Annotated in this window: 13 protein-coding genes and 1 tRNA gene; 10 read left to right on the top strand and 4 right to left on the bottom strand. The window is 32.1% G+C overall.

The genetic code is table 11. From position 1 onward, the window contains the following. Nucleotides 1–61: 61 nt before the first annotated feature. Nucleotides 62–787, bottom strand: a complete 726-nt coding sequence (locus tag Q0975_RS07600) for a hypothetical protein (RefSeq protein WP_299434974.1) — start codon at nucleotides 785–787, stop codon at nucleotides 62–64. A 5-nt stretch (nucleotides 788–792) separates the two neighbouring features. Continuing rightward, nucleotides 793–1452: a hypothetical protein gene (locus Q0975_RS07595; protein WP_299434972.1), complete on the bottom strand. Its 660-nt coding sequence runs from the start codon at nucleotides 1450–1452 to the stop codon at nucleotides 793–795. 202 nt (nucleotides 1453–1654) lie between these two features. Here Q0975_RS07595 and Q0975_RS07590 point away from each other — a divergent pair, with 202 nt between their 5' ends. From Q0975_RS07590 to Q0975_RS07570, 5 genes are all read left to right on the top strand, one after another. Next, nucleotides 1655–1819 carry a hypothetical protein gene (locus tag Q0975_RS07590; protein WP_299434970.1) on the top strand — a complete coding sequence of 55 codons (165 nt, stop codon included), beginning with the start codon at nucleotides 1655–1657 and terminating at the stop codon, nucleotides 1817–1819. A gap of 93 nt (nucleotides 1820–1912) precedes the next feature. After that, nucleotides 1913–3901, top strand: a complete 1989-nt coding sequence (locus Q0975_RS07585) for a hypothetical protein (RefSeq protein WP_299434968.1) — start codon at nucleotides 1913–1915, stop codon at nucleotides 3899–3901. Nucleotides 3902–3916: 15 nt separating this feature from the next. Beyond that, the gene (locus tag Q0975_RS07580) at nucleotides 3917–4585 is read left to right on the top strand and encodes a response regulator (protein ID WP_299434966.1); all 669 of its coding nucleotides are present in this window, start codon (nucleotides 3917–3919) and stop codon (nucleotides 4583–4585) included. A gap of 110 nt (nucleotides 4586–4695) precedes the next feature. After that, the gene (locus Q0975_RS07575; RefSeq protein ID WP_299434964.1) at nucleotides 4696–6015 is read left to right on the top strand and encodes a CsgG/HfaB family protein; all 1320 of its coding nucleotides are present in this window, start codon (nucleotides 4696–4698) and stop codon (nucleotides 6013–6015) included. Between the two features lie 13 nt (nucleotides 6016–6028). Beyond that, nucleotides 6029–6865, top strand: a complete 837-nt coding sequence (locus Q0975_RS07570; RefSeq protein ID WP_299434962.1) for a hypothetical protein — start codon at nucleotides 6029–6031, stop codon at nucleotides 6863–6865. A gap of 137 nt (nucleotides 6866–7002) precedes the next feature. Here the strand turns inward: Q0975_RS07570 and Q0975_RS07565 are convergent. Beyond that, nucleotides 7003–7084 (bottom strand) — tRNA-Leu (locus Q0975_RS07565). Nucleotides 7085–7191: 107 nt separating this feature from the next. Continuing rightward, nucleotides 7192–7689 (bottom strand): hypothetical protein, encoded by a 498-nt coding sequence (locus tag Q0975_RS07560; protein WP_299434960.1) that lies wholly within the window; start codon nucleotides 7687–7689, stop codon nucleotides 7192–7194. A 217-nt stretch (nucleotides 7690–7906) separates the two neighbouring features. On the opposite strand from Q0975_RS07560, the gene Q0975_RS07555 reads away from it, so the two are divergent. From Q0975_RS07555 to Q0975_RS07535, 5 genes are all read left to right on the top strand, one after another. Beyond that, entirely contained in the window at nucleotides 7907–9295 is a 1389-nt protein-coding gene (locus tag Q0975_RS07555; RefSeq protein ID WP_299434958.1) for a dipeptidase, read from the top strand. A 111-nt stretch (nucleotides 9296–9406) separates the two neighbouring features. Beyond that, the gene (locus Q0975_RS07550; RefSeq protein ID WP_299434956.1) at nucleotides 9407–10033 is read left to right on the top strand and encodes a hypothetical protein; all 627 of its coding nucleotides are present in this window, start codon (nucleotides 9407–9409) and stop codon (nucleotides 10031–10033) included. A gap of 215 nt (nucleotides 10034–10248) precedes the next feature. Beyond that, nucleotides 10249–10935, top strand: a complete 687-nt coding sequence (locus Q0975_RS07545; RefSeq protein ID WP_299434954.1) for a hypothetical protein — start codon at nucleotides 10249–10251, stop codon at nucleotides 10933–10935. A 206-nt stretch (nucleotides 10936–11141) separates the two neighbouring features. Continuing rightward, nucleotides 11142–11513, top strand: coding sequence for a BlaI/MecI/CopY family transcriptional regulator (locus tag Q0975_RS07540; RefSeq protein ID WP_299434952.1), 372 nt, complete (start codon nucleotides 11142–11144; stop codon nucleotides 11511–11513). Then, complete coding sequence (locus tag Q0975_RS07535; RefSeq protein WP_299434950.1) at nucleotides 11510–13726, top strand: M56 family metallopeptidase; 2217 nt, start codon at nucleotides 11510–11512, stop codon at nucleotides 13724–13726. The genes Q0975_RS07540 and Q0975_RS07535 overlap by 4 nt, the downstream gene beginning before the upstream one ends. Nucleotides 13727–13814 lie beyond the last annotated feature (88 nt).

Raw genomic sequence — 13814 nt, 5'->3', positions numbered from 1 at the left:
GTTACAATAAAAATAAGACGTATTAAGACTAATTTTTTGCGACAAACCGCAACGATAGAAATCACATTTCTACCATAAAAGGCTCTGATTGTATAATCTGTCCATTAGTAAATCTAAAACTGACGTGTAATAATACTTTTACCCTTTCAAAACTGCCATTCCAGTACTCAGAAGAAAACAACCTTAGATTTAATGCAAGTCCACCATCTTTAATAGCGTGAGCTTGGCTTAATTTCAAAACTTGGTTCTGACCTATTTTAGTAATGTCAATAACTAGTTTTTCTCGTTCATCTTTTTTATGTTCAAAATAATCTTTATCAGTACTTAAAGGAATTCTGGCATTATAGACATATACTGTAACTTCATTGATGTGGTAGACTATATTGTTTTTCTGTAATTCGAAAGCGAAACGCAACTCTGGTGATGTTTGTATATATTTGGCATAGCAGGAACGCAGGTTTTCTTTCCAAAAAGCTTCAAAATCTTTACTTTTTTGTTGGCCGTCAAATTGTTTTTTTAATTTACGAACTCTAAGATCACAATCGGTTATGTACTCTTCTAAAGATGTTTTAGGAGCAAACTCAAAACTTCTGATAACATCCGGAAACCTTTTAAACAAACTATCATTTTTCACATAACTAACAAAAACATTTTTAGGGTATGTTTCTTCTTTATAATAATCAGAATGAAGTTCTGAGGCCAGTAGCTGAATATCCTTTTTGTTTTGTGCTTGTGCACTACATAACACCAAAAATAATATAATAACCACTAAATATAGACTTTTCATGCATCTCATAGTTTTGATAAAATAATAGGATTCATTTCTTTCCAAAAAGGTAATATCTCAATCATTTCGGCACCAGGATATTCTTTACCATCATCATCTTCTATGGAATAATAATATAATTCTGCTTTTCCGGTGGATAACCAGGTATAGAATTGATACCCATTTTTTTTAGATAATTTTCCTAATTCAGTTTGGTTATTTTCATCTATTAAGAAGACGACAATTTCTTTTTCTTGTTTGGAGGTTATGGGTACTCTTCTAAAAAAAGAGAAGGTGATTAATATCACTACAAATAATATAGAGATTATTAGAGCCGTTGTTTTAAATACTCTCTTTTTTGATGTTTTAGTTGTTTCTTTTATAATATGTATATCTTTTATAGAATTTCTTGATTTTTCTATAAAATCTAAATAATTCTCATACCCTAAATACTGGGTTAGATAATTAATAGTAATCTCTGTGGGGTTTCCTCTTTCTTTTTCGTCTATAAATTTTTCATATACCCGCTTGATGGTTTTACTATCGATTCTACCTTCTATTTTGGGATTAGCATCAAGAGTATCTGAAATATGATTACAAATAGCATTTTTTGTAGGATTGCTAAGCTCTTTTTTAGCTTTTTCAAAAACTAAAAGAGCTATTTTTTTGATAATCTCATGACTCATAAGGTAAAATTACAAATTAATTAGACATCTCTTAGGTACTGTATTTACTGGTGTCCAAAAATTGTCCATAACAAGTCCATTCTTTGACAAAAACATAACAGAAGGTATCCCATTACTTTGTTCTCGTAGTTACATGGCAATATAGTGTTGCCAAAATATTGAGAGGCCTCTCATTTTTTCTAACAATTAAATGTTTTTAAAGATGAGAAATTCAAGTAAATTTTTATTCGTAATGGTAATGATGTTTAACTTCAGTTTAATTTCATGTGCAGACAATAGTCTAGCAGATACAGAGCAATTGTATCAAGAAGTTTTAAGCACTACAGGAGAAGAAGGAGAAGTAGTAGAGGAACCTGATGATGATTAAGGTCAATAAAATTCTGATAAGCCACATGTTATTTGTGGCTTATCTTTTTTATCTTTATTGAGTTGATTTTCCTGGTTTGTAAATGTTTAAGTTTTGAAAAAGTTAAAAATGTGCTGTGAATGGATTCAGGGAAAATTTATTGTTAATTCAAAAAAAGTGAATTACAAGATTTTTATTCTTGTTTTAATTTCTATATTTTATTCTTGTCAGGATAGACGAATTAATAACTCATCCCGAGAAAAACAATCTTCTCATATTCTTAATTATTATAAAATATCTAAAGATAAAACACAAAGCATATCCGACAGAAAATACGCAATCAACAAAGCTTATAAATTACTAGCTAAACAGTCAAAAGACACATTATATTGCAAAGTGCTGTATCAGAAAGGAGTGATTCACTATTCTAAAAAAGAGTTTGATAGTTTATGGTTTTATGCTAATATTTTATGGACTCAGGCTAATACAATTGAAAATTATTATTATCAAGGGAAAGCAAATTATTTAAAGGGATACTATCTAGATAAAATCAGGTTTATTCGAGATAGTGCTTTTTATTACTACAATCGATCCAAAAATAATTTTTTAGTACTTCAGGACAGTAGTGAAGTAGGAAGACGTCTTTTGAATATGGCATATATTCAAAAGAATAGTAGTGATTTTTTTGGAAGTAAAGAAACCATTACGAATGCTTTGAGGTATTTGATACCTGAAAAAGACAAAAAATACATTGCTTCGGCATATAACGTTTTAGCTATAAATAATAAATACCTATTAAATAAAGAAGATGCCATAAAATATTATAAAAAAGCAATTGTAAGTACACAATCAAATATTGATCAATTGATCTACACGAATAATCTATCTGTAATGTATATTCAAACTGAAGAATATGGAAAAGCTATTGTATCCTTCAGAAATATTTTAAAGGATTCTTTAATTTATACAGTACCTAAAGAAAGGGCAAGAGTATTGGATAATCTTGCATATGCTCAATGGCGTAAGGATAGTATTGATGTAGAGCATGAATTTCTCAAAGCTCTTGATGTCAGAATCACGGAGCATGATCAATCTGGATTAATAGCCAGTTATACACATCTGGGAGAGTATTTTATGCACAAGGATAAAGACAAAGCCAAATCCTGGTTTCAAAAAGCAATCCGAACAGCTAAAGCGATAAAAAACCCAAGAGGAGAATTAGATGCTCTGCAGTTTTTGATGTCTACCTATCCTAATGATCTAATCACAAAAGACCGATTTATCGTATTGAATGATAGCTTGCAAAAACAGGAGTTAAAAGTAAAAACTCAGTTTGCCAAGATACAATACGATGATCAACTTAAAATCGAAGAAATCCTAAAGTTGGAAGATATTATGAAGCAGCAGCAATTAGAGGTTTCTATACAGAGAACCCAAAAGATCATATACTTGCTGGTAGGAATTTTATTATTAGTTACTATTGCTTTTTTTGGTCATTATTTAATCCGAAAACACAGAAAAGAAAAAGAAAAAGAAGTCTACAAAACAGAAAAAAGGATTTCTAAAAAAATCCATGATGAATTGGCAAATGATATTTCTAATCTTGCCAGTTATGTGGAAAAAACGGCAGAAGCCTCCATGCCTTCTACAAAAGAAGTGTTAGGGAATAAATTGCAGAATATGTATCTCAGAGCAAGGGATATTTCAATAGAAACGGCTACCATAGATGTTGATAATTTTAAAAAAGAACTGCTCAATCTCATACAACAATACAATACCAATGCAGTACGTGTAATCACCAACCTGTCAGAAATTGAATGGACCACCACACCAGATTATAAAAAAATAGCAGTGTATAGAGTGTTGCAAGAGCTTTTTGTTAACGCCAAAAAACATAGCGATTGTAAGAGGATAACACTTATAGCAAGGGATAGTGAAAAGAAGAGGGTGATCACATATACTGATGATGGAGTAGGATGTAATATTAGTACTGTGAAAACAAATGGATTGGTCAATGCGGAAAATCGCATAGATAATATCAAAGGGAAGCTTACTTTTGAAACAAGCTCTGGAGAGGGTTTTAGAGCCACTATAGTATTCTAAAAATAGTGAATAGCAATGTTTAAGAAAATATTAGTCGCAGAGGACCAACAAAGTATAAGCGCAGGGCTGAAAAGTACACTGACAAAGCTTGATATTCCTCTTATAGAAACCGTTGATTACTGTGATAATGCGCTGCTTAAGTTAAAAGCTGCTTTACTAAAAAATGTTCCGTTTGACCTTTTGATTACAGACCTTTCTTTTAAAGAAGATCACAGGTTGCGAAAATTACGTTCTGGAGAAGATCTTATTGAACAGGTTAAAAAAATACAACCAGACCTTAATGTCATTGTTTTTTCCATAGAAAACCGTATAGGTATCGTTAAAAAACTAATTGATGTGTATGGGATTAACGGATACATATCTAAAGGAAGGCGTGAATCAGAAGACTTGAGTAAAGCAATAAAAGCGATTTTACGCGGAGTCCCATATTTTTCTGAAGATATTGTAGCATTACTTCACAATGCGGGGAACATATCAGAGGTAAGCACATCTGATAAATTGATTCTGGAATTATTAGCGAAAGGGCTCAATCAAAAACAAATTTCTGAACATTTTAAGAAGAACAATATACCTTCAGGTAGTAAGCGAAGTATAGAATATCGATTGCAGGATCTTAAAATACTTTTTGATGCCGACACCCTTCCTCACTTGATTAGTATTGTAAAAGATGTAGGCCTGATTTAGGTATTTTGTAAAAAATACTAAAGTTGCACATTTCCGCAAGTTATTCCGTGATATTGATAATACTTTTATCAATAAGTAATTATAAAAACGATAATAAAAAATTACAAATCATGGAGTTCAGGGCAAAAATTAATGGATTAATTTATTTTTCTATACTATTATTATGTACACAGATCGGTTATGGACAATTTTTTAAAACAACACTAAAAACACCCTTACTGAGTCCTCCAGAAAAGGATATTGGAGATGTACAAAAAATAGCAATATTGAATTTTGAAAATGTGAGTGGCGATGAGTACAGGATTGTTGGAGCAGATATAGGCAGTAAAATGACGGATTATTTATCGGCAGCATTATTACAGGAATATAGAGGCAAAACGGGAAATTCATTTATGGATGGTGGGCGTACCGATATATATGCTATAGTAGAAAGAGAAGAATTAGAAAAAATATTGGATGAGAAGCAATTTGATTCTAATTTAATTACGGACTCTCAGGCACTTGAGTTAGGAAAAAAATTAGATGTAGACGCCATTATTCTTGGTAATGTATCATATTCCTGCAAAGATGAAAGAAGTGAAGACTCATATGCAGAGAAAAAAACAGGTAAACGGATAAGAACTTATAGATTGAGAAGAACGTGTTCCGCAGAAGCCAGAATGAAAATACTTTCTGTAGAAACAGGAGAAGTTTTAGGTCAAACTAATGGACGAGGTAGTAGTTTCGATAAAACATATTCAACAAATACCCGCCCCAATGTAAATGCAGTGATGAGTCCAGATAAGATAGCAGAATTTGCCTGCGAAAACATGAGTTATACTCTGGCAAATTATATTACACCATATTATTATACTCATACCTTTACTTTTGAAAATGTGAAGCATAAAAAGCTTAAAAATAGGGTAAAGGATGCTAAAAAATATTTAAAACTTAAAGAAATAGATAAAGCATACCAAATGTATGATGCCATATATCAGGTAGACCCTTATAATCCTCAATTGGTTTATAATATGGGAGTGCTTAACGAGATATCAGGCAATTATTCAAAGGCAAAAGAATTTTATGAAGTTTCGTTAAATATGGACTCCAGAAATGAAGCTTATACAAATGGTCTAAAAAGAGTAGAAGAAAACATAGAACTCACAAAAATATTATCGGATATAGGAATAAAGATAGAGCCTCATAAACTTATTGTAGCAAAAGACACCGAAAAATTACTTACTGAACGCGTTAAAATAAAAGGATCAAGAAGCAAACGAAAAACTGTATATCTAGATCCTTTCGAAAGCTCAAAAACGATTGGAGAATTCCCCGGAGGATTAGAATTAGATCTACTCGAAATCAGTAATGATGGAAAATGGGTACAAGTAAAATTACCAGATGGGGGAAAAGGATATTTAAAGGAAAAGGATGTAATCACAGGTAAATAAAATATTTTATAATATGAGTAATTTTAATAGCAATATTAACAGGGTATTTTTCTTCACCTGTTGCTTGATTTTCCTTTTTGGAACGGAACTCCAGGCCCAACAAAATCTCAACTTTGATGAGTTCCCAGAAGAAGTGAAAGATAATTTGAAATCATTAATATCATTAAGAAAATCAAAGAATTATGAAGCATTAATAGAATTAGGGGAAGTATATAAAAGCAATAATTCAGAATTCGAATATGTATTTGATATTTATCTTATAGATGCATATTTTCAATTAAGAGATTTTGATAAAGTAATAGAATATACGGAGCCGTATATGTCAAACACAGAACTATTATTGGCAGGTGATGGAGATTTCGAAATGTATCTTGGACAAGCATATATTCAAAAAGAGCGGATTGATGAAGGCTGTGCCCTTCTTAAAAAAGTAAAGATCGATGATCCTAAATTTACTATTGCATATGTTTCTAATTGTTTCGATTATAAAGAATATTCTTTCTCAGTACCCGGAAATCAATTAAATATACCTACCGATTTAGTAGTGCAAAAAGGAGATGTTGTTGAGCTACTTGCCTCAGGAAAAGTGGGTTTCGGAATATTTGCCGGATATAGTGGTCCTGAAGGATTTAAAAATGGCATGTTTCGCAATTATAATAGAACGCAAGAAAAGAATCATGGAGAATTGTTTTTTACCACCAGTAGTGACCCATATCTTTTTTATGGTTTAAAATACCTAAACTTAATAGAATCTTCAGGTAGAATTATCTTTCACATAAATGATAAAGATGTTAGAAATAATTCAGGTTATTTTAAGGCTACCGTGAGGGTATATGAGAATTCTAAATAGAAAATATGATTGTTCTTACTTTTAAAAGACAGTATGATGAATAATGAATTGTACCAACAAGTTTTGAATTTCTAATGATAAGCTGATTTAGTATGAAACAAAAAAGCCGACTCGTTAAAGTCGGCTTTTCTTTGCTGTGCGGGCGGGGAGACTCGAACTCCCACACCTCGCGGCACTAGATCCTAAGTCTAGCGTGTCTACCAATTCCACCACGCCCGCATTAAAACTTTTACAAAACTTAGGACTATCTGCAAAAGCGAGTGCAAATATACATAATCTGTATAAAACTCAAAGAACTTACATTATTTTTTTGTAAAAAATGTGATTTAATCGCGTAACCATTTTTTCATTTTAGGAAAACATAACTTTTCTGTATCCGTATATGTGAGTCCCATCCACTGCAATAAAGGCAATCCTATAAAGTTCTGATTACTGTAGTTTTTTAGAATCCAATCACTTTCTTCTTTATATCCATCAGAGTGAAAAACTACTTCAGGAGCTAAACCAATGTCCATAATGGCTGCATATGACCACAACATAACGGCTAATTCTTCGCCACTTTTTGATTCATTATTTTCGATTACATTATTATTCAGATGAATTCTTTCTTCGGGTAATGACACAGCTATATGCCCTGCCTCGTGCAGAATATCTCCTGGATGTAATAGTTTTTCTAGATCAATTAGTAAGGTGCCTTTTTCAATTTTTATTCCAGGTAAAAAAGTCTCAGTAGTAATTTCAGAAAATCGAATAGGAATTTGTAAAGCTGTAATGAAATCAAAAATTTTCTGTAGGATATCTTCTTTTTGAATGTCTTGCTGCATTATGATCGTGATCTTAGTTGCTGAACTAGTTTTTTTAAGGATTTGTATTCTTTTATTTTAATTCTTCGATCATTCTATTTGTAGTTATTTTATCGTATTCAGTAGGTTTGTTATAACTTGATTTTTATGGCTTATTTCATAAGATGTTAAGCTTGGTTCTAAACGGATTAAATTACTTCATTTTTACTACTTTTAGGCAAAAATTAACTCAATCCAAATGCAAAATACTAAATCTTACGTTCAGGAACATAAAGATCGTTTTATTAACGAACTTCTGGAACTTCTTAAAATACCATCTATTAGTGCAGATTCTGCATACGAAAAAGATGTTATCAAAACAGCTAATGAAATTAAAAAAAGTTTGGAAAATGCAGGTTGCGATATTGTAGAAATATGCGAAACTCCTGGATATCCTATTGTGTATGGAGAAAAGATGATTAATCCTGATCTTCCTACAGTATTAGTATATGGTCATTATGATGTACAACCACCGGATCCAATTGATCTTTGGGATAGCCCTCCTTTTGAACCAGTCATTAAAAAAACAGAACTACATCCCGAAGGTGCAATTTTTGCAAGAGGTTCTTGTGATGATAAAGGACAAATGTATATGCATGTCAAGGCTATGGAGTTAATGACTAAAACAGATCAGCTTCCTTGTAATGTAAAGTTTATGATCGAAGGCGAAGAAGAAGTAGGAAGTAATAGTCTAAGCTGGTTTGTAGAAAGAAATCAAGATAAATTATCGAATGATGTAATACTGATTAGTGATACAGGTATGATTGCTAAAGATGTTCCTTCGATCACTACAGGATTACGTGGATTAAGTTATGTAGAGGTAGAGGTTACAGGACCTAATAGAGATCTGCATAGTGGATTGTATGGTGGAGCAGTAGCGAATCCAATTAATATCCTGACCAAAATGATTGCCTCCTTGCACGATGAGAATAATCATATTACTATTCCTGGTTTTTATGATAAAGTAGAAGAACTTTCTAAAGAGGAGCGAGCAGAAATGGCTAAAGCTCCGTTTTCTCTAGATGCTTATAAAAAATCATTAGACATTAATACTGTATATGGAGAAGAAGGGTATACAACCAATGAACGTAATTCGATTCGCCCTACACTAGATGTAAATGGTATTTGGGGTGGATATACAGGAGAAGGCGCTAAGACGGTTATAGCAAGTAAAGCGTATGCTAAAATTTCTATGCGTTTGGTTCCTAATCAAGATTGGAAAGAAATCACAGAATTATTTACAAACCATTTTGAAAGTATCGCTCCAGAAGCTGTATCTGTAAAAGTAACTCCGCATCACGGTGGACAAGGATATGTGACACCAATAGATAGTATTGGATATAAGGCTGCTAGTATGGCATATCAGGATACTTTTGGTAAAACTCCAATTCCACAAAGAAGCGGAGGAAGTATTCCTATCGTTTCTTTATTCGAAAAAGAATTAAAAAGTAAAACAATCCTAATGGGATTCGGGTTAGATAGTGATGCTATTCATTCTCCTAATGAACATTTTGGAGTTTGGAATTACCTAAAAGGTATTGAAACGATTCCTTTATTTTATAAATATTTTACAGAGTTGAGTAAGTAATTTTAAAGGAAAAAATAAATATTTAATACTACCCAAAATGGGTGGGGAAAAAAGTTGGAACGCTCACTATCTTTGTTGCTTATTTTTAATTTATAAATAATATAATAAGTAATGAAAAGATTTCTGAATGTATCTTTAGTATGTATAATGACACTACTCTTTTTTTCTTGTGGATCTGATGATGGAGAAGCGGATGATGATAACAATAGTGAAGGTTGTGAATTGAGATTAAATACAGGTTTAGCCTGCGATTATTCAGAGTTTCAAAATATAACATTTACTAAAGGTGCATATATTGATGGAGGTCCATCTGAATTTACGGGTACGGATGGTGTTACTCATTTCTTTAGAAAAATTATCCTTGCTGATGGGGATATTTCTTTAGATCAATTTGGAAATATCGTTTCTGATAATGCAACAGCATATGTTGAATTCTTTCTATATTCCTTAGGAACTGATGAATTTAAACTAGGAACTTTTGAACCTTGGGCATCAATAGACCCTAAAACAAGTTCTTTTATATCATTAGCGGGAGATTTATCATACGAATGCAGTATAGATACAAATGGACTTGCTTGTGATTCTAGAATAGGGATGGGAGATGCTATAGTTGTCATTTCTGAGAATGGAACACAAGAGGTAATATGCTTTGATTTCCTTCTTAGTTTTTTCGGGTCAGGACCTAAATGCGTAAAAGGAACATTTTCAGGAGAACTTAAAGATTTAACGCCTAATTAATAGACAACATCTAAATCAAAATAATAATAAAAAAAACACTCTTTTCGGAGTGTTTTTTTATTTTGGGAATGCGTAAATTCAGAAATATTTTATGTTATTTTTATAGAGTAATACAATTACTCATAACAGAATAATACTCTCTAAAATAAAAGCTAATTATATATTCATATGGTATGGATTTTGATGAAAGAGAGTAGAACTAAATATAATACCAAATGTTTATAAGAACCAATCAAATTTTAACTCGTATTCTATATTTTATCGTTTTTGTAACTTTTTCATACCAGAATTTACAATCCCAAATACCCTATGTAAAGCCTGATGGTGAAAAAATTGAGTTATCAGACTTTAAAGGAACTCCATATCTAGATAAGGAATTTCAAAAAGGAGTAGTTCATGACGGACTTACCGGAAAGGAAAATAATTTATTTTTAAGATATGATGCTCTTAACGATTTATTCGAGATGAAGGATACTAAAGTAGCTAAAAACAAAAAGTTTCTTAAAAAAGCATTTGAGGTATACGTTGTTTTTAATGGTAAGACTTTTTATTATCAAAATTATATAAATGATGATGGAAGAAGCGTTGTGGGTTATCTTCATGAAATAGCAAGAGTGGCAGATAAAACAATCTATATGAAATATGGAAAAAATTTAGTAATGCCTGAAAAAGCTGCCACATCCCTCGAGCAGGATCGCCCAGGTAGGATTAAGAATGAAACCTATTATGTGGTAGGTGTATCCAATAAGCTAAAAGCAACAGAGATAAAAAAGAAAAATGTTTTGGATCATTTTCCTGATGATAAAAAAGGAAAACTCAAAGAATTTATTAAAAAGAATAGACTCAAATTTAAGGACTATAGCGATATTAAGAAATTAGCTGATTATATGGAGAAGATTTAATAAATCCGCTATTTTATTTGAAATAAAAACTGTTTTAATTCTAAAAATCAAAGTAATATAAAAATGCCTTCTTAAATATTAGAAGGCATTTTCTTTTAATAATTCCAAAAGGGATTAGGGGCATCTTTATAGATTTTTTAAAAAATTATTTGCTAGTATTAATTTTTATTCTACATTTGTAGAGTTAATTCTAATAATGTAGAGCAATGCAGTTATCTAAAACCGAAGAACAATTAATGCAATACCTCTGGAAACTAGAGAAAGCTTTTATGAAAGATTTACTTGATGCTTTTCCTCAGCCCAAACCAGCAACAACTACGGTAGCTACTTTGCTTAAGAGAATGACTGATAAAGGGTTTGTGAATTATACCTTATACGGTAAATCTAGAGAATATTATCCTTTGGTAAAAAAGACAGATTATTTTTCTAAACATGTAAATGGCTTGATAAAGAACTTTTTTAATGACTCTGCATCACAGTTTGCATCGTTTTTTACCTCTGAAACAAATTTATCGACTTCAGAATTAGAAGAGCTTAAAAAGATTGTGGATCAAGAACTTTTAAAGAAGCAAAAATGATAGCATATATTATTAAATCATCACTTTGTTTGATGTTCTTATGGGCATTCTATAAGTTGTTTTTAGAAAAGGAAAATATTCATTTTGTGAAGAGATTTTACCTTCTTTTTAGTTTGGTTTTTGCATTTGTTATACCATTGATAACACTTACCTATCAGATCGAAGTGATTCCGGAACCAGAAGTGATTTCAGAAACAACCATTCCGATAATGATGGAACCTGAAGCTATAATAGTTGAAGAGTCTATTAATTATACACCTATTATTTTATGGAGTATATATGGAATTGGGGTGCTAATTTTTGGCTTTCGATTTACTCGGAATATCATAGATATTTTGAAAAAAATTAGAAGCAATGAAAGACTAAAAGAATCTTCGCATATTAATGTGCTTTTAAGTAATTCTATCATACCACATACATTTCTGGACTATATTTTTGTTCCTAAAAAAGAATTTAAAGATAAAAATATTCCTGAAGAAGTATTACTTCACGAAAAAACACATGTATTACAAAAACATACACTAGATATACTGTTTGTAGAAATTCTTCAAGTATTCTTCTGGTTTAATCCTTTATTTATTTTTATCAAAAGATCTATAAAGCTAAACCACGAGTTTCTTGCAGACCACAGCGTATTGAAACATCAATTTTCGATACAAAACTACTTTGAGTTACTCCTTAATTACCCCAACAGCTCTGATCAGGCTGTATTATCGAGTCCTATTAATTATTCATTAACAAAAAAACGATTACAGATGATGACAAAAGAATTTTCGAAAAAAAGAACGATGCTAAAGCTAGTCACTTTAGCGCCTGTTCTATCACTATGCGTATTATTTTTTAATAACGAAATAGTGGCTAAAGAAGTAGAGCTACCACTTGATGAAATTACGTACCCTGATGTTGAAGTATTGAATCCGCTCGAAAAATCTTCAATTATTGTTTTAAAAGATAAAGAAGAGTATAGTTCCCTAGATGAAAATCTAAATAGTTTCCAGGAAGGAGTGACTGAGGAAATGGTAAAAGAATATAATGTCTGGGCAAAAGATTTACACGCTAAAATTAAAGGGAATAAACCGATTATCGTCGAAGAGAGCGAGATTTATCGTATGATAAATATTTACAGGAGCATGACAGCTGAGCAGCGTAAAGGATCAGAGAAGTTCCCTGATATTCCACCGCCACCTCCTGTGCCAGAAGCTCCAAAAGTAATGAAAGGACAAAAAAGTGATATTCCACCGCCACCTCCGCCACCAGAAGCTCCAAAAGTGAAAAAAGGAGAGAAGAGTAATATTCCACCGCCTCCGCCACCAAAAGTAAAAAAAGGAGAAAAAAGTGACATTCCACCACCTCCGCCGCCTGCTCCAGAAGCACCTTCTCCGAATAATGGAAGTTATATTGATGTGAAGTTTTCAGAACAAGCTAACTTAAGCGAAGATGAGAAGGAAGCATATATAGAAAGAGTAGAAGAAAAATTAGCTAAACAGCGAGAAGAGCAAGAAAGAGAATTGGAACAGATTAGGACGGAAGAAATGACCGTGCTAGCAGAGGCAAAGAGATTAATAGCAGAAGCGGAACATGAAGAGCGAGAAAATAGAAAAGATGCCATTGCAGGGATTGAACAAGCTGAAATACAAAGGACATTGGCGATGGAGCAAATTCAATTAGCAAGAGAACAAGCAGAAAAAGCGAGAGTACTTGCTGCTGGACAAACTCGTGAAGCGAGGGCTATTGCTCGTGAAGAAGCTCAAATTGCTAGAGAATTGGCAAGAAAAGAAACTAGAAATTCAGAAGAACAAGAGGCGTTAAGAGCTGAGAGAGCTGCTAGAAAAGCAGCTATTGAAGCGGAGAGAGCTGCTAGAAAAGCTGAAATGAAATCAAGATCAGCGATGCTAAAAGCAGAAGCTAAGTCTAGAAAAGCCATGAAAAAAGTTGAAAAAGAAGCTCGTAAGGCGGAAATGGAAGCTAGAAGAAATATGTTAGAAGCAGAAATGAAGGCGCGAAAGGCACAGCAACGAGCAATGATGGTTGATGATCCTCCTTCTCGTAATGAGTTTATAGAAAGAATGGCTAAAAAAAATGCGGAGTTTTATTATGAAGGAAAACAAATCTCTGCAAAACAGGCATTAGAACTAGTAGAGAATTCTAATGACAACCTTTCTATAAATGCATCTACAAAAAATGGTAAATCTAAAGTGACACTCAAAGATTGATAGTATATTTCAATTATCACAAATTATAAGAATTAGCTAAAACCTCACTTCGGTGGGGTTTTTTGGGCAACATTTGGTTAGAAATCAG

The organism is uncultured Aquimarina sp. (assembly GCF_947500065.1).
Taxonomy (GTDB): domain Bacteria; phylum Bacteroidota; class Bacteroidia; order Flavobacteriales; family Flavobacteriaceae; genus Aquimarina.
This window is presented reverse-complemented; position numbering and strand designations above follow the sequence as displayed.